This window comes from Methanomassiliicoccus luminyensis B10 (genome assembly GCF_000308215.1).
In the GTDB taxonomy this organism is placed as follows: Archaea; Thermoplasmatota; Thermoplasmata; order Methanomassiliicoccales; family Methanomassiliicoccaceae; genus Methanomassiliicoccus; species Methanomassiliicoccus luminyensis.
In genome coordinates, this window is sequence record NZ_CAJE01000019.1 from 35,353 (window position 1) to 53,202 (window position 17,850).

Sequence of the window (17,850 nt, forward strand, 5' to 3'; positions counted from 1 at the left end):
CCGCTCACTTCTTCGACCGGTCGAAGTAAATGTTCTTCCCCGTGGCGGACAGCGGGATGCCGTGGCTGATGTTGGCCTTGCTGATGCCGAGGCGCTTGGCCGGCACGCCGATGCGGTACATGATGCGGTTGTCCACGTTGAGATCGGAGGCGATCTTGGCCGCTGAGCCCAGAGCGATGCCGAGGTCGAGGAGCCGGATGGCGCAGTTGGGGCCGTCGAACTCCCCGTGGGACGACCTCTCGTTGAACTCGGCGCAGGAGGCGAACCCGCAGGCCTGGCAGTTCAGTCCGGCGCCCTTGTGCGGCAGCAGGCCGATGAGGACGACCGCATCGGAGCCCAGAACGTTCCTCCCGTCCCTCTCGAAGCCGTAGTTGCTCCTCTCCTTGGATATCTCCAGCATGTCGTTGCCGAGGGCGATGCGCTCCTCGTCGGTCAGCACCTTGATCTCGATGAAATCCTGCCCCAATCCCTTGGGGGCGGTCCGGGCGGCCAGCTCCATGAGGTCGCCTACCGTCCTTACGGTGTCCTTGATGGTCATGGGCCGGGGATGGCCGCTCACGCGGAAATATTTGTCCTTCCCGGTCGGAAACGGGGGCGATTTCGGCGCACCCTTCGGCGCCTGGGACCGCGCTCCCGCACCACTACTTTCGTCCACCCCCTAGGCTGCTTTTTTATAATATTCGCCTGATAGCAAAGCGATCACCATGAGCGGGGATATCGAGATCGTCAACACCGTAGCCCAGCCCGCCCTTTCTGTCAGGGAGAGGGTCAAGGTCGCGGACATGTCTGCGGCCATCGGCCGCATGTTCGGAGAGGTCGCGGGATGCATGCAGAGGAACAATGTCCAGATGGCGGGGCCGCCGTTCGCGCTCTACCATTCCTGGTCGGACCAGGATGTTGACATGGAGTGCGGGTTCCCCTCCGCCGGCCCATCGAGCGGTGAGGGCAACGTCAAGTCGTTGACACTGCCCGCGGTCAAGGCGGCGGCGACCGTGCATGTCGGCCCATACGGGACCATCGTGGAAACCTACACCAAGGTTGAGAAGTACGTAGGCGAAAAGGGGATGGAGCTGGCCCCGTACATGTGGGAGTTCTACCTGAACTCGCCCCAGGAGGTCCCGCCCGAAAAATTGATGACCCGCATCATCTGGCCGATAAAATGATGAGGCCCCGGACCTTCACCGACCGCTCATCCGGCCGGTAAGCCAGCTTCCGCTGCCAGGCATAAACTCATATCCCGAGCGGCTGCCATAGTAACGTCCGTGCCCGGGGCCTCACGTTCCGGGCCACCGGGGAGGGGGGCCGGGCACGGTGGGAGCTTGACCGACAGGAAGAGGGACGAGAGAGATCACTGGTCCACGCCGAGCACGGCATATCTGCTGCTGTGGGCCTCCTTCTTCGTCCTGATGATGGTCGCCCCCGCCCTGTCACAGAGCACCGAGGGCTCCATCGTTCTCACGGTCATATACGCCCTCCTGCTGCTCTCGTCCCTGATCCTGATCAGGGGGAGATACAGGGTGCTGATCACGGCGGTGGCGCTCGTGCTGATCACGGCGGCCCTCAGGCTCCTCTCCCACACCATCGGGGGGAGCGGGCTCACATCGGTGTCGTTCCTCTCCTCTGCGATGGCCCTGACGTTCATCTCGGCCATGATATACACTCTGCTGTTCAGGAGGAGAAAGGTCACCACCGAGACCATCTGGCAGGGCATGACGCTGTACCTTCTGACCGGCCTGGCCTGGGCCAACCTGTTCATGTTCGTCAACACCGCGTTCCCCGGCTCTTTTGCCGATCGCGCCAACCCCGGGGCGGCCCTGGACCTCTCGGCGTTCATTTACTATAGTTTCGTGACCCTGACCACGGTGGGCTATGGGGACATTCACCCCCTCACCCCCGAGGCGAGGAACCTGGCGGGCCTTGAGATGCTGTTCGGGGTGTTCTATCTCGCCATCTTCATCTCCCGGCTGGTGGAGACCTGGAAGATCGAGAGGAAGAGCAAGTGAACTCCGGAGCTCCCGTTCTATCAGACGGATTAACATATTCCCATTTTCATAGAGGGGGAGACATTATCTACGTTGAGAATAAATCGAACAAGCAAGGAAAGCTGAGCGTCCCTGTCCACAGGACGGGACACTAGCCATATATCTTTCCGATGCCGAGCGCAAGCTCGATGGGCGGGATCCGGAATGCGCGGAAAAGCAATGAGGACGGCAGCAATGCTCTCGATACCGACCCTTCTCCTGTCGGGGCCCCGGGCCATGCTGGAAACACCCCTGAACGAGGCGGCATCAGCCTATGGCAGGGTCACCGTCCAGGGCCCCAGCATCCTGGTGAACGGGAGAATGCCCTCTGAGAAGTTCTTCGGGGCGGTGGACCCCACCGCGCTGCCGTTCGCCATCCTGGCCTACATCCGGGGCGAGACCCCATACGCCGGCAAGAGTTCGCTGTTCAACGGGCCGGACACCGATCCCGGCCAGACCAGGGTGGCGCCGAACGCCGCTCCCGAGGAGTTCTGGGACCGGTACTTCTCCCTCCTAAGCTACTACCGCTGCAACCTTGTCCGGATCGGCGCCGGGGACTCCTGGGGCACCGGGATCATGCACGACGCCTGGCTCGACCGCCGCTCCGAGTTCACGGACCTCCTCAGGACCATGGAGGCAAGGGCGGAGGCCCACGGCGTGTGGGTCGTCCTCACCCTAGCCGGTTCGGCTGAGCACCCCATGTACGCCTTCGGCGGCACCGGATCGGTGTTCGACGCGCGCACCAGCGCATATGACGGCTACATCGCCTATGCGCGGTCGGCTATGGCATCGCTGAGCGGCCGCCGGGGCATCGCATGGTACGACCTGTTCAACGAGCCTGATCACAACAGCGCGCACGCCGGCTGGTGGCAGGGCCACGGGGGCAAGGACGCCTTCTTCTCCTGGGCATCCGGGGTGGCCGCCGACACCACAGGGGCCAGCGATCACCCCCGGACCATGGGGGTGGCCGGGCTGGGCAACATGTTCGGGTGGGGCCAGGAGGACTTCGACCTGTGCGCCGGCAGGGTGCCGTTCGAGATCGCATCGCGCCACTATTACGCGTCGAACCATGACGCCAACAATTTCATCGGCCCCGAGCAGTGGGCCAGGAGAAACAACAAGCCCCTTTACTGGGGAGAGCTGGCCAACAATTCGGTGTACCCGCTGGTCAGGTACACCTTCGCCGAGCAGGCCATTTACGCTAACGGAGGGCAGGCCATCACATCAATGGTGCTGACCGGCACCCCCAACTACCCCTACACGGGAACATGAGGCCGCCCTAAAGGGGCGGGGGCCCCCGGGAACCCACCACCGCGGGTTGCCGGTGCATCCCTTCAGGTCCCCGCCCTGGAATACCACAAAGAGGACGAACAGGGGCCCTGGCAGGGCGGCGCAAGCTCCGCGGCCCTTTTCCCCCCTCAGGTCACGGATCGCCCGATTCCACCAGCTTCTGGTCCTTCGCGATGAGGTAGCCGTCGGAGAACAGGACCTTGCCGGCGAATATCAGCCAGAACACCTCGACCACCATGCACACCGCCGCCGGTACGGCAGCCTCCGGCCCTATCAGCACCAGCGCCAGCGAGGCCGCCATGCCGGTGTTCTTGTATGTAGCGAACAGGGTCCCGGTGACAAGGTCCTTTCGGGCGATGCCTTTTCTTTTGCAACAGTAGTAGAACACGAGGCCGACGCCGAAGATCCTGACGAACGCGGCGGCGATCAGGGCCAGCAGCACCGGGTTGACATCGAGAAGCACGTCCCGGTTCGCTCCCGCCACCGCCACCACCAGGACGAAGAAGGCGATATTGATGAGCATGCCCCTGAGAGCGGTGGAGGTGATGAAACGCTTCACCAGCTGAGAGAAGGCCATGGGCAGGACGATGAGCATGCCGATGTAGTAGAGCAGGGTGACCTCGCTGACCGCCTCGCCCGTGAACGCCAGGGTCACCAGCGGGGTAAATGCCAGCGAGACGAAGTACATCACCACCAGGGATACGGCCGACGACTCAGTGTTCCCGCCCCACAGGTACGAGAAAGTGATGACGGAGACGGCCGCCGGAACGGACGCCTCCAGTATCCATCCCTGGCGCAGGTCCCCATCGAACAGGAAGGCCATGGCCAGGGTGATGCCGGTCGACAGAACGAATGACAGCAGCAGAGCGTTCCTGATGCCCTTCACGTGCGGACCGATCCTCATCCTCTTCAGGTCCAGCGAGGAGAGCGAGAGGGTCAGCATCACCACCAGGGATATCATCGAGATGTCGCCGCTCTTCAGCGGAAGGTCCGCTGGGAAGCCTCCGAAGGAGAGGGCTAAGACCAATGCGGCGAACATCATCAGCGATGAGTTGCCGAGAATGGCGCCGATCATCACGGGTCGGCGTGCTCTTTTCTTATCATGGTGCATGGTGATCGGGACCTATGACGTGCCTCGCGCGGATTCATCTTAACTTCGATTTGCTATTAAATTCATATACCGGCCGAGTGCGGCCCTGAATATATAAAGCCTCGATCTGCTCGGGAAAAGACCGACGGTCGCTTGCATATGGAATGAACGGCCCATTCCGCTTTCGGCATCAAGGTCCCTCTGGGACCAAAAAGCCCCCTTTATCGTTACCGGAACCTCATGACCTCTTGGACGTGGCCCTTCAGTATCTTCTCTTCCGCTTTGCGAAGATGTTCGCTCGCGGTGGATGTGGATATCCGCATCCTGGCGGCCACTTCCCTGATGGAGGCCCGCCGAGGCGTATCGAAGTAACCCATCTCGGTTGCGGCCTGAAGAGCAACGAGCTGCCGTTCCGTCAGATCGTTCTTGTGGATGGACATATAGCCATGCCGGATATACGCGATGTCAGCGCATTGTTCCAGATCATGGATGGCCTCTTGCAGTTCTTTCTGGGTAGGCGCGATGACATGCCAATTCTCCACACCATTCTCAACGACGATCGGTCCAACGAACACGCAATTCGCCCTGGTGATGATGTCCATGACAGAGCTTTGCTCGGCCCACGTGATCACTTCCGCTTTCCCATGTGAGCGGGAGAGTGTGAGGAATTTTTGAACCTCAGGCATTTGACGAAGCAAAGGCTCGATCTCCTCGGTCCTCTTGCACATTATGGTCTGGTTGCTGTAGAGCTGTCCGTTCGGAAGCGTGTAAACATAGTTGATGATTATCGTCGCCTCCAGCGCCCTAGAGAGGTTGGCATGCCAGCAATCCCGGTGCTTGATGCCTATGCTAACAATGATGTAGGTCATTTGCCAGACCACCCGCAATCTGCATATGCCATTAATAGCTGACCGGTAGGGCCCGCCTCAAGAACCGATGGACCTGCCGATCGTATTCACCAGCAGAGTTCTTTCCTCCTTCCGATGGTGCATGGTCAGCGCGGCTTCACGACGTTCGATCTCTCGGCGAGCCGTCCGATCTTATCTTTCTGGACATAGCAAGTAGTTAGTATAATGCATAAGAGGATCCGAGGAGAGAAGACCTGGCCCAGTTCTCCGGCTGGTCCTGATCTAAGGTCTATTGGCCCGTAGAAGAGATTACTGGCTGTAACGTGTGGCGGGCCCCCCGGGATTCGAACCCGGGTCTCCGGCTTCGAAGGCCAGAAGGATGATCCAGACTACCCTAAGGGCCCGCTGGGAGGTCGCTGAACGCTTCCCGCCCGCACCACGCGAAGTGATGCGCGCATTTAATTGTATTTACTGGACGGTCCGGAGGCCATCCCATGCGGGCACGTCCATATTCTCCTTTTTCTACGGACAGAGAGTGCATATATTATATTTGCGGGATGTTATTCAGATTGGTCTCGAGGACCATCGTTGGTGAGATGATTGGTCGCGGAGATGATAGAGCACGAAGGGATGGTGCTCCTGGATCGTATTTTGAGCTCCAACACGGAGTGGTCGCCCAGGGGCAGCCGCGTGGACCCATACATGGGTGTGGACGAATGGATAAGGGACTGGATGTGGCATCGCATCCGGAGCTATGTGATAGAGCGGGACAATCGTGTCTGCCAGGTGTGCGGCGAGGAGACCGAGGACCTTCAGGTCCATCACATCGTCTGGAAATGCCACAACGGGTCCGACCATCCCAAGAACCTGATGGTGGTATGCGAACGATGCCATAAGCAGATACATACGAAGCAGCTGCCGCTGATCATGATGCAGTGATCCGATAGGGGCCAGGACGCCGCGAACGCCCGGTCCCGGGAGAGACTGTGGGACCTTGCCCGCGCCCTCTTCGGCCTGAGCGACCGCTGACGGTCCAGTTGGAGTGGTCCGCACGCTTTTCCTCCGTGGCGGGGCCGCCTCGACCAGAATTGCGCCGAAATGCACCTTTAGGGCTACCGACACAGGTGTGGAAGGTTTTAAACCGGGGCCTGAGAATCACTGGGCATGAACAGGGTCACCATGGGGCACGGCGCCGGGGGCGAGCTCATGCACGAGCTGCTGTCCCTGCACATCATCCCCTTCCTTCCTCAATTCCCCGTAGAGGTCCCGCTTCGCTCTTTCGACGACTCCGCGGTCGTGGACGATGTCGTCTTCACCACCGACGGCCATACCGTCAAGCCGCTGTTCTTCCCCGGGGGGGACATCGGCTCCCTGTCGGTGTGCGGAACCGTGAACGACATCTCGGTCATGGGCGCCACCCCGCTGGCCATGGCGTTGTCCTTGATCCTCGAGGAGGGGCTGGACATCGATGTCCTGGAGAAAGTGGTGAAGTCGATCGGCCAGTACTCCGAGCTGGCCGGCGTTCCCGTGGTGACGGGCGATACCAAGGTCTTGGAGCCCGGCGCGGTGGACAGCATGGTGGTCACGACCTCGGCCATAGGGAAGAGGAGCCCCTACATGGACCACAACCTGCAGGTGGCGAGGGAGTACCGTCCGGTGACCTCCAAGTGGCTCACCGACGACAATATACAGGACGGCGACGCCATCATCGTCACCGGCACCCTGGGCGATCACGGGATCGCCCTGCTGTCGTTCCGCGAGGGCTATGGCTTCGAGACGGAGGTCAAGAGCGACGTGGCGCCGCTCAACAAGCTCATCGAGGATGTGCTGAAGGTCGGCGGCGCGGTGAGCATGAAGGACCCCACCCGGGGCGGGTTCGCCAACGCCATCAATGAATGGTCCTTCAAGTCCAGGGTCGGCGTGGTGATCGAGGAGACCGCCGTGCCCATCTCCGAGCCGGTGCGGAACGCCTGCGAGCTGCTCGGCCTCGACCCCCTGACCATCGGGAACGAGGGGAAGGCGGTCATAGGGTGCGTTCCGGAGATGGCCGAGGAGATTCTCAAGGCACTGAGGAAGAGCCCGCTGGGCAAGAACGCCGCCATCGTGGGCAAGGCCACCAAGCGCTTCGAGAGGGTCGTCCTCCACACCGAGGTCGGCGGGCACAGGATACTCGAACCGCCCGTGGGAGACCCGGTCCCCCGCATCTGCTGATCACAGCAGCGACTCAATCCAGTAGCAGACGATGAACGCGCCGATGCCGGCCACGGCCATGCGCGCCCCCTGTGCCAGGGGGTTCCTCTCCCCTGCCCGGCCCATGACGGCCCCCACCACGAAGAGGATGGCTATGGCCAAGGCCAGGCTCACGTACGCGGCGGTCCTGATGTCCTCGCTCCCCACCAGGAGGAACGGCGCCAGGGTGATCGCCCCCGCGATGATGGGCGCGGTGAAGTTCACCGCCGAGATCAGGATGATGGTCAGCCTGGACACCTTGGAGATATGAGTGTCCTCCAGCGAGGTGAGCATGGCCCTCTCCATGTCCTTCATCTTGATGGCCTGCTCCATGGTCTCCGCCTCGAACACCGAGATGCCGGTCGAGATCCCCAGCGCGACGCTGCTGGTGGTGATGGTCACGATGACCAGGCGGAGGTTCGGCTCGCTGGAGAACGCCGAGGCTATTAAGATGCCCAGGATGACGAAGGTGCTGTCGAATATGGTGTTCACGAAGAAGCGGCGGAGGGTGGGGCCCGTTCCCGGCTCATCGAGCACCGCCCTCATGCGGCTCATGAACCCGTCGTCATTGACCACTTTTTCACACCAGCGGTCCCTTCTTTTGAGGTCGTGGCATATCGATGTTTCGGGCCAGCGCCGGTACGCGGGCGATCTTGAACCATCTCTCGCAACAGAGATATAATGAACGATGAATCGACCGGACCAGGGGGGCACCATTGAGCGACGTGACGAGCGACACCGAGGAGTTGGCGGAGCGCTATGACCGGATCAGCAACGCCCAATACACACTGGGCCTCCACCTCGTCGAGCGGATGGACGTAAAGGAGGGGGAGGTCATACTGGACATCGGTTGCGGCACCGGGCGGTTGGCCCTTAGCGTGTCGAATTCGGTGGGCCCGTCCGGGAAGGTTGTGGGAGTGGACCCCTCGCCGCACCGCATCGAGGTGGCTAGCAGAAAGCTATCGGACGGCACAAGCTCCAACTTGCAGTTCTCCATCGGCGCGGCGGAGGACCTCGGCCAGTTCCCGAACGCCTCCTTCGACGGCGTGTACCTCTCCTCGGTCCTCCACTGGGTCAGGGACAAGGACAGGGCGCTGGAGGAGGCACATAGGGTCCTCCGGCCCGGCGGACGCATCGGCATAACCATGCCCGCCCCAGGGAGCATGGCCATCCTGAGAGCGGCCATCGTGAGGGTGGCATCGAGGCCGCCATACGCCAGCCATGTGGACCGGACCGTGCGCAACAGCAAGATCGACGCGGAGAAGCTTGGATCGCTCCTCGTTCAGGCGGGGTTCTGCAAGCCGTCGGTGGAGGTCAGGGAGAAGAAGCGGCTGCACCCGTCGGCGGAGGACCTCATGGAGTTCTATGATGCCAGCTCGTTCGGTAACTTCCTGCGGTTCATGCCCCCGGACCTGCGGGAGTGCCTGAAGGCGGACGTCGTTCAGGAGCTGGAGGGAGGGAGGGCCGCCGAGGGCATAGAGCTGATCTCCAGGACCATCATCGCCACGGCCAAGAAGCCTCCCCAGGACCAGAACGGCGCGCCACCATGATAACTAGCTTTTAATACGTTTTATCCATACGAGACCTCCAACGGGCCTATGGTCTAGCGGTTATGACGTTGCCCTTACACGGCGAAGGTCCCCGGTTCAAATCCGGGTGGGCCCACTCCATACATCTGGCTACCTCATAATTTTGCCCTTCAATATTTTTTGAAATGTTCAACTGGACACCCTCGACGCACCGGACGGTTCCTGCGGGCCCTGCCCCTTCTTCATGCGCTCCTTCACTCCTTGCAGGAAGCTGTGAATCTTCGCCTGCGCCCGACCCAGCTCGTGCACCGTCAGCCCCAGGTACTTGATCGTCTCCTTCTCCGACGAATGCCCCAGGCCCTCCATGATTTCCACGAGCAGCACCCTCGCGAAGTAGGCCATCCTGGCTCCTGTCCTGCGGAGCGTGTGGTTCAGGATCTTCCTGACGATGCCTGCCCTCTTCGCTACCCGCATGACTATCGTGTCCAGCCCCGAATCCGAGTAGCCGGACAGCTTCCCGTTCTTCTCGTAGATCACATATTCCTGCGGGACCTCCACCTGGGGATTTTTCTGCCTGGCCCTGGCGATCATGGCCGCGCGTTGTCGATCGTACTCCTCCAGGACCTCCTTCGACTCCGGAGCCCAGGCCAAGGTCCGCCACTTCCCGCCGCCGCGCCCCTTGCCGTGGACGTCTACCACACCCTCGAACACCTGGTCCGTCATGGGGTCCAGCATTCTGATTGGCTGCACGTCCTCCGGCCTGAGCCTCCTGACCTCCACGCGCCGGAGCCATAGCCGTAGCTCTAGATGGATGACCAGCCGTTCCACGCCCGGCCGGGCGGCCTCCAGCATGGCCACCGCTTCCTCCGGGGTGAGCCAGTCCACATGTACCCTGGCATCCTGCGGCCACACCAGCTCCATCTTCTTTATGATCTTGTTGTCGTGGGCCTCCAGGAACCCGCTCACAATGGACATGTCCCACCGCCGTGAGCTGACCTTCTCGTGCGCAAATGTCACGTTCAAGAGGTGAAGAATCTCCGCTTCCCCAATCTTGTCTGGAGTGTAGGCCAACCCCCACTCCTCCAGGGAGTCCAGGGCCATCAGCAGCCTTGGGCGATAGTTGTCCGCGTTTTTCCTGGACAGCCGCCCGTGTTCCACCTTCTTGTCGAGGTAAGCGTCCACCAGCTCCGACCGATACCGTTGAGCATCCGGCACTCATCTCAGGCCTCCCCTGCATTTGAGGATGTAAATGGGCTCGGGCATGGTCAGCACTCCCCCGCGACAGGCGTCACCAGGACGCACCTGCGGCAATCTCCCTCCGAACACTCGACCAGGCTGGCTATGATCTGCCGCCCGTCACTGGTCCAGCAAGGATAGTCGCCATAGGACAGTGCCGTACAGATGGTTTTGGAAACATCGCCTTCCGCGCTTAGGAACGTCACCGTCTCACGGTAGAAGGCATTCCCGGTCCGGAACTTGGTGCGCTCGGTGATGGTGGGCACTTTATCTTTAATCGGAGTGTAGACCACGATCATGCCCCCTGCGCGGCGGCCTGCTCAGGCACCCACACATGCCACTTGTGCGGTGGTTTGGGATCCCGACTGATCCTCACTCCCTCGTTCCCTCGATCCCGCTGTCTGAAGGCCTCGGCAATGGCTCCGTCAGAGTCATCGAAGGTCAGGTGCTGCTCTATACTCATACGATCAATGCCTCCTTCCGCTTCTTGCCCCTCATCTGCTCGACCATGAGCAGCACGGTCTCGCCCAGCAGTTCGGCTTCGTCGTATGTCAGGTCCAGGCCGATCCACGCATCGCAGCCTTTCTCATCGTCATACCGCTGGGCGCTGAACATGATCATCTCGTCGTAGTCCGACGGGGAAACGGTGATCTTCCGATCGGAGTTCGGGGTTCCGTTCTCGTAAAACTGGCCTTGCATGTGCTCAGGCCCCCCAGATTTCGAGGATGTGATCGCGGCATCCGTCACACACCTTCAGGCCAGTGAACCTCTTGCCGTTCTCTAACGGGATCTCGATGCCGAAGCCGTTCGGGAGTAGCCCAGGGCTGTTGCCGCAGACGATGCAGCGCTCTTCTTTCCAGCGGGCGAACATCTCCTCCTTAATCCGAGCGTCGTCCATTCTCAGGCCCCCCTCTTGGTGGTCGCGCGCCGATCGGCGAGGGCTTTCTCGTACCGGGCTAGCAGCGCGGCGGCCGTCTGGTCGCCGTCCCTCGCAGCCTCCCTCAGCTGCGGGATCCTCTTGTACGGGGTCTTGTCGATCTCGTGCACGACGGTGCAAAGGACCTTGTGCGCCGCCCGGAATTCGGGGATGGCCAGGCGGGGGTCTTTCGGTGCGTCGCGGGACATGATCATGCCCTCCGCAGTCCCTGGAATGCCTCCAGGGGCAGTATGGTGATGAACACCACTCCGGGCCCGGTGGCCAGGAACATACCGTCCTTCCCGGCGATCATGATCTTCCGGCCGGCCTCCAGCTCAATGGCCTGTAGAGCTTCCTCGATGCCCACGGCCTCGATCCACTCGAGCAGCACGCTGATACGCTGATCAACGTAGGCATCGGGGCTCTTGTCCACGATCATGGCGTTCGCTAATGCCTGGCACACGCCGTTACAGGCGCAGATTGTTTCGTTGTTGGCCTCCATGCTCATACCTCCGTTAGGTGCCAGGGAGCGGGTTACCAGCCCGTGGAGAACAGAGAAGCGTTGAGCCTCCCTGGCATTGTCAGTTGAATGGTCTGTTCTCCTTACTGGGTCGCTTGTCGGTACTCAATACGACCTGGCCTGGTAGTGACGTATTCCGGTTGTCAATTGACAATCGGTTGAGGGTGCAACACGCTGTGATTTATAAAATGATTTGCATTTGACAATAGGCAATAGAAATACGATTGTTCAATAAAAGAATACTGATTTCTGATTGAGGATTACCATTGAGCAATGAGAAGAAGGACTATGATGTGTTCGCGGACAAAGGTGCTGTTGACGTCCTTTTGCTCGTGCTCAAAAACAAAGAGATCGCCCGCTCGGACGTGAAAGAAGTTCCTGGTAACTATTACAGGCTCAGGGATGTTGTTTTAGCGGAATTGGTTGAGAATAAGTTGTTAGAGCTAACAATCATCGAGAAACCATACCTGACCTACAAATACACTCTGACGAAAAAGGGAAAGAATGTGGCCACCAAGCTGGCCGAAATTAAGGAAATAGTTAATTCTGGCGATCGCAGTTAGAGCAATCACCGTCACATTGGTTCAAGATCCTGGGAATGTCCTTGCCCCTCTGCCTGGCAATTTCATCGAGGCTCTTTTCATTCATCTCGATGATCAGGTCGGAGGTTTCCTTGAGCAAGCAGGATTTGCTTCTCTTCTCAGGCAACACGTAGGCGGATTGCCTAGTGTACAGATGTTCCAACAACAGTTTGACTTCTAGATCGGACCAATATTTCACTATTCTCCCTCACCTTTGTGGATTTCGCGCTATACTATCAGACGTTATAAGCTGGCTTCTGGGGTGCCCGGAAATCAACGCTGATGAGGGACGAAAAACAATAGAGAAAATAGATTGGAGCCTGGCCGCGACGAAATCACCGAAGTGTCATTTTAGATAACACTGTTTTCCAGGCTCCGAAAGTGTCTCACACCAGGAGGTTGATGTTCACTGTCTCCCCCTGTTCTATGGTGATCGTCTTGGTTCCATCTGTGGGCCCTAGGCCCCCGCCGCTGGTCCGGTATGTGATGGTTATCTCCTTACTATCTGCTGTGAAAAAGGGTGCATATTCGACCGTTTTCTTCTCCAGAGGCCCGAGAGGCCCGTTGTAGATCTCAATGTCGTTCACCTCGATAGTAAGGGTCACGGTGTTGGTTATGTGGCTGCTCTGAGCGTTCACATACACCGTCGCGGAGCGGAAGAATATTCCCTGCCCCAATAGGGTTGAGACCATTACCACGACCAACACAGCGCAGATGATCATGGTCAAAATGGACAGGTTCCGGGACCTCTTCGAAAGCTTCTTGCTCCATATAGGGTGCGCGTTCCTTTTCCACCACGACTCTTTAGGGTTAGGCTCTTGCTGAGCATCGATGTTCGAATCCGTCATGTTCTCCCCGGCCGGTAAATAATAATGGTCGGTTTAAAGCGCATGACAGGGAAGAAAATAGATGAAAAATAGGGAGTTGTAACGTAAAAATAGCCCTACAAAATTATTATGTTACAGCGTCTCCATCGACCACGGTAAGCAGCGGATTAGGATGACAGAGGGGCAGGGGAAGAAGACGATTGAACTCCTTACATCGATAGGTTTCCGGAGCGACTACTAACGTCGACCACCGCTTTATCGACGGACGCCGGTGCGGCAGCCGAGCAGGTCCCCCTCCGGGTCCCTCGACGCCGGCACCGGGCACATGCTCAGAGCAAAATTAGCACAAAATATGAGCCAGCACTCCCAGATGTTTCATCGATTTTTCGATTATTTTTGAAAATTCAAATTGACCAATTATGAAAACTCGAGTTTTCATATTTTGGGCATGACCGAGGTGGTGAAGAACACGGTGGTGAAGAACACGGTGGTGAAGAACACGGTGGTGAAGAACCTGCCCGGTGATCGCCGCCATGGCGGCGATCACCACGTTGGTGAGCCTAGTTGTGTTTTCAGTTGATGGATAATTGCTGGATGTAAAAATATTGGTGGTACTTTCAATCACCCGGAAGTAGCGTTTATAATCTAACCTTTCAATCGTTTCCATATGAGCGACTATCAAGTTGATGGAACGGTTAGGGAAAAAGTGTGTGATAGCGATTCCCCAATCACACATCTGAAGACAGCATCTCCGGACAACAAGATCTACTCGTCTGCCTGGGTAATCTCTAGAATAAAAAGCGGCGACAAGTTCTGGTCATACGTCTACAGGGGAAGACAGGTAGTGACCTACACTCGAGTGGAGGTCGAGGTCATCAACGACGCTAGGAGAGGTGAATACCTAAGAACCCGTGGAGACCGCTTCGATGAGAACAACCTTCTGGAGCTACCTACGTACTATTTGGGCAATGATAATTACTATCACCCCTGTCCCTGACCGCTTGTAGCCCAATAGTACAAACATTATCCTATTTTTCCTAGAGAGAACGGGGGCGGGCACGAACACCCCGTCCCGTTCGCTCGCTCCGCTGGCCATGGGAAGTTTGAGAAACACATCAAAATCGGGGGATTTGTGGTGTCTGAGCCCCCGATTTTTCACTTAGTTTGGGGCAGGAACTCGATCCGCTCCGGAACAATGGCCGGGTCGAAGGTCTTCTTCTGCTCCCTCATGTCCCAGAGGTTCCACACGCTGACCGATACCCGCACGTTAGGATTGGAAGACCTCAGCTGCAACGCCTTCTCGATCTCTGGCCGGAGGTCCCTCCGGTCGATGATCAGCGGGCGACGGTACTCGCAGCACTTGCAGTTGATCACAAAGGCATCCTCCTCCATGGTGGCCACCAGGTCAGGCTTGCCGCGCCGCCCGTCGCGCTTTACCTCCCATCCCTCTTTGGCGAGCTGTGCGGCCTTCCACCTCTCGTACGCCGGCCCGGACAGCTCGCTGAGCTTTCCCCTCACCTGGTTGATCACTGTGGAGATGCGGGCCTTCTTCAGCTGCACATCGGGGTGCTCGCCGATCTGATCGTACGTGAGCCCGTTATCAGCCAGTGTGTAGACCAAGACCTTCTTCTTCCACTCCGGTTCCTTGGCTAGATCCTCCAGGACCTTCATCCGGTCGAAGGTGAAGATCTCCGCGGGCGGCCTCCGCGCTTCCTGCTCCCCCACCAGGTGAATGATGCGCGGGCGCATGGTGCTGCGGAACCACCCGGTGCGGCGCTCCAGGGGCAGATGGATGATGCTCCTGCCCTTGGCCTCGTCATCGTGATGGTAGTAGATCCTCGCGGATACATCCTCTAGGTCGTTGTATGCCTGGGCCCCGATATACTTCTTGATGATGTCCCGATCGTCCGGGTCGATGGTGCTGGTTTTGAACCAGAGGTACATGGCGTTCCTGAACACAATGTCCAGGGACTTGAACCGCTGGGTCACGTAGATCAGGATGATCACCCCCGTCCTGGTGCGGGCGAGCCGTTCGAACTGGTGGCGTATCTCGAAGTAGTCGGCAGCGTCATCGGCATTGCCGCCGCTCTTCCGGGAGTTGGCCTTCTTCACCGCATCGTCCACCAGGAGGAGCTGCACCGGCCTATCGTCCATGTTGTCCAGGGCATCCTGGAGCCAGTCAACGAATACGATATTGACGGCATCCTCGCCATAGAAGTCCCGGACGTGATAGGCCACATCGTTGATCATCTCGGTCTTGCCGGCCTCCGGAAGAGCGACCACCGCCCCGTGGCGTAAGGCCACCTTGCCGGCCTTCAGCGGCGGGAGCAGGTACTGATACGTTAGGTCGGTGAGGTCGGCCCGCTCCCACGGATGGCACATAGCCCTGGTGGAGAGCAGGCCGGCCGTGAACCCCCCGGTCAGCAGATCGCCGTTCACGCGTTGCTCCCCTTCTTCCGGGGCTTGGCCCTCTCGCCGCTCTTGATCTTCTTCCGGGGGCTCTTGGTGTTCACCACGTCGATCCCGGTGAGCTGGTCCTTCGCGTCGAGCGGCGAGCCCCCGGCGATGGCCGAGGGGGTTCTTATCTCCAGGTCGCCGGCCGCCATCTCCTGGATGGTCTTCTCCACCTCAGCAAGGGTAGGTTCGGCCGGCAGCTTGGCCGCCGTACGCTTCTCTTCATCGGCCTGAGCCGCCGCGGCGAGGGACACCAGCAGCGTGGTATCGCTCTCCTTCAGGCGTTCGGCTAGCTCGACGTTCCCCACGATCGTGGCGGCATTCTCTTCCCAGCGTATCGCCTGCTCGACGCTCTTCACCGCGCCGGCGTACACCTGCACCGCGTACGCGGCCTTGAAGGACCTCTTCCACGTGGCCATCTCGGCCGTCAGGTCGTAGATCAATGGTTCAGGGAACCACAGCGACAGCTCCCGCACCTGGTAGGGATACAGCACGATCTTGCCCTCGTGCGCGCCCTCCATGTAGAGGCCCAGGCCATAGGCGTGCTGCATCGAATTGATGGCCTTGTCCAGCTCTGCGCATATGTCCAGGTCGTCCCGGAGCGGCACCAGGAGCCCGTAGCCCTTGACCTGGAAGCCCTCCTTCACGATCATGCCCTGGCGGCTCACCCCCTTGCACGCCTCCAGCTCACCCTCTGCTTCCGCGAGGCGGTCCAGCAGGTACTTGCGCTGCTCTTCATAATGCTGGATGACTTTCTTCGTATCGCTGTACTGCGAGCCGGTCAACAGCGGTTCGCGCTGGGCCTTGGTCGACCTCACTACCTCCAGTACCCTGGCCTTTAGTCCTGTCTCTCCCGTTGCCATTAATTCTTCCTCCGATTCTTCTTTTCCATTGTCGGTTCCGATTCCTCTTCCAGTTCGTCCTTGTCCTCCCTCTCGGTCTGCTCCGGCTCGACGTCCTCTGGCATGCGCTGCGGCGCTGCCGTCGCCCTGGTGACCGGCCTCATCACGTTCTCTTGTGTCTCCGGGATGTTGAGCGGTGGAACCGCGCCGGTGAACTGGTCGAATATTGCGCGGTGCGTCGACCTGCCGATCGTGTAGGTATGCATCTCGGCAGCCACCTGCGTGGCCACCATCTGCCCCTTCTGCCGCTCGGTGATGAGGTCCCCGTACAGCCTGTTGATTAGGTCCCTGGCCCAGATGATCGCCGCGCTGCTCTTCTTCCACATCCCCTTGGGGAACTTGCTGGCGTTGGACAATTGCCAGTATGTCGTGTAGGTCCGGACGGTGAACCACTTCATGAACGGTTTATCCTCATACTCCGTGACCGATTCCTCCACCATGATCACCATGCGGCGGAACTTCGGAAAGTATGGGTACTTGGTGGAGTCTGCCCAGTCCGGGGCTAGGCCGGCGTCGGTGCCCAGGCGGTGATGGTATCCCATCCACCGCTTGATCAGGGCCTTGTTGCTTTGCTGCTGAATGCAGTACCCGATCTCTTCGTTGGGCGAGTACAGGACCACCGGCCGCTTGGTGCTCGTTTTGTTCCCAAGATCGTCCTGCTGCACCATTACATAGGTGACATGTGCGACGAAGAACCCGATCAGGTAGCCAGCGATGAACGGAACGTAGTACAGGCCGATGCCCAGGCCGGTCCAGTCGAACAGCAGATCGGTGGCCACGAATGCGTAGATGAAGATGGAGATCACATCGGCCGGCACCAGGAACAGGGTGGACCTCTTGACCGCCGCGCCGGCCGCGAATCCGCCTATGGCGGTGATGAACGTGAGTATCCAGACCTCCATGGTGATGCGGGAGATGGTGTCTGCGATCATCTCCGCGACATCGGCCGCGGTGTAGATCTTCGGCTCCGAGCTGTCAGGACGCGTCCAGCTCCATCCGCTATCCCTGGGCGGCGGCAGGTACGTGGCCGGCCGCTCCCTCGGCAGCTCGATGAGCGCGGCGGAGAGATCGCCGACCACCACAGTATACTGGCCCAGATTAGGGTAGACCAGCTCGTAGACCTCGCTAGATCCTGGGGCCAGCGTGTACGTGGTGACGTTCTCTCCGCTAGCTGCCTCTCGGAGTTGCAGAACTACCGGCGTGTCCAGGTAGTTGATGAGCAGCACGATCTCGCTGTACTGCACCTGGGCGTAGTCCGATATCCACAGGTCCACCCCAGGTGCAGAAACGCGCTGTAGATCGGTGCTCACGGCGGACGCGGACGGAGCGGCGATGCATAGCGCGAGCATGGCCAGCAGGACCATAGCGGAGATAGTGCGGGCCCTCATGCAGTGTGCCTCATTGGGA

General features: G+C 59.5%; 23 protein-coding genes and 2 tRNA genes. 10 read left to right on the forward strand and 15 right to left on the reverse strand.

Features of this window, described 5'->3' with window-relative positions; genetic code table 11:
- Nucleotides 1-4 precede the first annotated feature (4 nt).
- The gene (locus WYS_RS10800) at nt 5-538 is read right to left on the reverse strand and encodes a ferredoxin domain-containing protein (protein WP_019178188.1); all 534 of its coding nucleotides are present in this window, start codon (nt 536-538) and stop codon (nt 5-7) included.
- Nucleotides 539-704: 166 nt separating this feature from the next.
- Between WYS_RS10800 and WYS_RS10805 the strand changes: the two genes are divergently transcribed.
- The 3 genes from WYS_RS10805 (at nt 705) to WYS_RS10815 (ending at nt 3,293) form a co-directional block, all read left to right on the forward strand.
- Nucleotides 705-1,163, forward strand: a complete 459-nt coding sequence (locus WYS_RS10805) for a GyrI-like domain-containing protein (protein WP_019178189.1) — start codon at nt 705-707, stop codon at nt 1,161-1,163.
- A gap of 156 nt (nt 1,164-1,319) precedes the next feature.
- Nucleotides 1,320-2,003, forward strand: coding sequence for a potassium channel family protein (locus WYS_RS15155; RefSeq protein ID WP_049796343.1), 684 nt, complete (start codon nt 1,320-1,322; stop codon nt 2,001-2,003).
- A gap of 183 nt (nt 2,004-2,186) precedes the next feature.
- The gene (locus WYS_RS10815; RefSeq protein WP_147654284.1) at nt 2,187-3,293 is read left to right on the forward strand and encodes a hypothetical protein; all 1,107 of its coding nucleotides are present in this window, start codon (nt 2,187-2,189) and stop codon (nt 3,291-3,293) included.
- Between the two features lie 151 nt (nt 3,294-3,444).
- On the opposite strand, the gene WYS_RS10820 is transcribed toward WYS_RS10815, so the two are convergent.
- The 3 genes from WYS_RS10820 to WYS_RS10830 all read right to left on the reverse strand — a co-directional run bounded on the left by WYS_RS10820 (nt 3,445) and on the right by WYS_RS10830 (nt 5,653).
- Nucleotides 3,445-4,386, reverse strand: coding sequence for a hypothetical protein (locus tag WYS_RS10820; RefSeq protein ID WP_019178193.1), 942 nt, complete (start codon nt 4,384-4,386; stop codon nt 3,445-3,447).
- Nucleotides 4,387-4,628: 242 nt separating this feature from the next.
- A complete protein-coding gene (locus WYS_RS10825) occupies nt 4,629-5,270 on the reverse strand; it encodes a helix-turn-helix domain-containing protein (RefSeq protein WP_019178194.1) in 642 nt (213 codons plus the stop codon).
- A 305-nt stretch (nt 5,271-5,575) separates the two neighbouring features.
- A tRNA-Arg gene (locus WYS_RS10830) sits at nt 5,576-5,653 on the reverse strand.
- Nucleotides 5,654-5,849: 196 nt separating this feature from the next.
- On the opposite strand from WYS_RS10830, the gene WYS_RS15160 reads away from it, so the two are divergent.
- Entirely contained in the window at nt 5,850-6,188 is a 339-nt protein-coding gene (locus tag WYS_RS15160; RefSeq protein ID WP_049796344.1) for an HNH endonuclease, read from the forward strand.
- A gap of 225 nt (nt 6,189-6,413) precedes the next feature.
- Nucleotides 6,414-7,460, forward strand: coding sequence for a hydrogenase expression/formation protein HypE (gene hypE / locus WYS_RS10840; protein WP_019178196.1), 1,047 nt, complete (start codon nt 6,414-6,416; stop codon nt 7,458-7,460).
- On the opposite strand, the gene WYS_RS10845 is transcribed toward hypE, so the two are convergent.
- The gene (locus tag WYS_RS10845) at nt 7,461-8,054 is read right to left on the reverse strand and encodes a VIT1/CCC1 transporter family protein (protein WP_026069036.1); all 594 of its coding nucleotides are present in this window, start codon (nt 8,052-8,054) and stop codon (nt 7,461-7,463) included.
- A 116-nt stretch (nt 8,055-8,170) separates the two neighbouring features.
- On the opposite strand from WYS_RS10845, the gene WYS_RS15165 reads away from it, so the two are divergent.
- Complete coding sequence (locus WYS_RS15165; RefSeq protein WP_081579959.1) at nt 8,171-9,028, forward strand: class I SAM-dependent methyltransferase; 858 nt, start codon at nt 8,171-8,173, stop codon at nt 9,026-9,028.
- Nucleotides 9,029-9,070: 42 nt separating this feature from the next.
- Nucleotides 9,071-9,143, forward strand: a tRNA-Val gene (locus WYS_RS10855).
- Nucleotides 9,144-9,196: 53 nt separating this feature from the next.
- On the opposite strand, the gene WYS_RS10860 is transcribed toward WYS_RS10855, so the two are convergent.
- The 6 genes from WYS_RS10860 to WYS_RS10890 all read right to left on the reverse strand — a co-directional run bounded on the left by WYS_RS10860 (nt 9,197) and on the right by WYS_RS10890 (nt 11,661).
- Complete coding sequence (locus WYS_RS10860; RefSeq protein ID WP_019178199.1) at nt 9,197-10,222, reverse strand: tyrosine-type recombinase/integrase; 1,026 nt, start codon at nt 10,220-10,222, stop codon at nt 9,197-9,199.
- A 50-nt stretch (nt 10,223-10,272) separates the two neighbouring features.
- Nucleotides 10,273-10,536: a hypothetical protein gene (locus WYS_RS10865; RefSeq protein WP_147654286.1), complete on the reverse strand. Its 264-nt coding sequence runs from the start codon at nt 10,534-10,536 to the stop codon at nt 10,273-10,275.
- 166 nt (nt 10,537-10,702) lie between these two features.
- Nucleotides 10,703-10,942, reverse strand: a complete 240-nt coding sequence (locus tag WYS_RS10875) for a hypothetical protein (RefSeq protein WP_019178202.1) — start codon at nt 10,940-10,942, stop codon at nt 10,703-10,705.
- A gap of 4 nt (nt 10,943-10,946) precedes the next feature.
- A complete protein-coding gene (locus WYS_RS10880; RefSeq protein WP_019178203.1) occupies nt 10,947-11,141 on the reverse strand; it encodes a hypothetical protein in 195 nt (64 codons plus the stop codon).
- Nucleotides 11,142-11,143: 2 nt separating this feature from the next.
- Nucleotides 11,144-11,368, reverse strand: a complete 225-nt coding sequence (locus tag WYS_RS10885; RefSeq protein WP_147654287.1) for a hypothetical protein — start codon at nt 11,366-11,368, stop codon at nt 11,144-11,146.
- A gap of 2 nt (nt 11,369-11,370) precedes the next feature.
- Nucleotides 11,371-11,661 carry a hypothetical protein gene (locus tag WYS_RS10890; protein ID WP_147654288.1) on the reverse strand — a complete coding sequence of 97 codons (291 nt, stop codon included), beginning with the start codon at nt 11,659-11,661 and terminating at the stop codon, nt 11,371-11,373.
- Nucleotides 11,662-11,945: 284 nt separating this feature from the next.
- On the opposite strand from WYS_RS10890, the gene WYS_RS10895 reads away from it, so the two are divergent.
- Nucleotides 11,946-12,242 carry a hypothetical protein gene (locus tag WYS_RS10895; protein WP_019178206.1) on the forward strand — a complete coding sequence of 99 codons (297 nt, stop codon included), beginning with the start codon at nt 11,946-11,948 and terminating at the stop codon, nt 12,240-12,242.
- A 404-nt stretch (nt 12,243-12,646) separates the two neighbouring features.
- Here the strand turns inward: WYS_RS10895 and WYS_RS10905 are convergent, their stop codons facing one another.
- Nucleotides 12,647-13,108 carry a hypothetical protein gene (locus WYS_RS10905; protein WP_019178208.1) on the reverse strand — a complete coding sequence of 154 codons (462 nt, stop codon included), beginning with the start codon at nt 13,106-13,108 and terminating at the stop codon, nt 12,647-12,649.
- A 427-nt stretch (nt 13,109-13,535) separates the two neighbouring features.
- On the opposite strand from WYS_RS10905, the gene WYS_RS16530 reads away from it, so the two are divergent.
- Both WYS_RS16530 and WYS_RS10915 read left to right on the forward strand, forming a co-directional pair.
- Nucleotides 13,536-13,667, forward strand: a complete 132-nt coding sequence (locus WYS_RS16530; RefSeq protein WP_019178209.1) for a hypothetical protein — start codon at nt 13,536-13,538, stop codon at nt 13,665-13,667.
- An 87-nt stretch (nt 13,668-13,754) separates the two neighbouring features.
- On the forward strand, nt 13,755-14,084 hold the full coding sequence (locus tag WYS_RS10915) for a DUF3892 domain-containing protein (protein ID WP_019178210.1): 330 nt from the start codon (nt 13,755-13,757) through the stop codon (nt 14,082-14,084).
- Between the two features lie 158 nt (nt 14,085-14,242).
- Here the strand turns inward: WYS_RS10915 and WYS_RS10920 are convergent, their stop codons facing one another.
- From WYS_RS10920 to WYS_RS10930, 3 genes are read right to left on the reverse strand one after another with little or no spacing between them, the layout of a single operon-like run.
- Nucleotides 14,243-15,526 carry a hypothetical protein gene (locus WYS_RS10920; RefSeq protein WP_019178211.1) on the reverse strand — a complete coding sequence of 428 codons (1,284 nt, stop codon included), beginning with the start codon at nt 15,524-15,526 and terminating at the stop codon, nt 14,243-14,245.
- Entirely contained in the window at nt 15,523-16,404 is an 882-nt protein-coding gene (locus tag WYS_RS10925) for a hypothetical protein (RefSeq protein WP_019178212.1), read from the reverse strand. The genes WYS_RS10920 and WYS_RS10925 overlap by 4 nt, the downstream gene beginning before the upstream one ends.
- Nucleotides 16,404-17,831 carry a hypothetical protein gene (locus tag WYS_RS10930; RefSeq protein ID WP_019178213.1) on the reverse strand — a complete coding sequence of 476 codons (1,428 nt, stop codon included), beginning with the start codon at nt 17,829-17,831 and terminating at the stop codon, nt 16,404-16,406. The genes WYS_RS10925 and WYS_RS10930 overlap by 1 nt, the downstream gene beginning before the upstream one ends.
- Between the last annotated feature and the right edge of the window lie 19 nt (nt 17,832-17,850).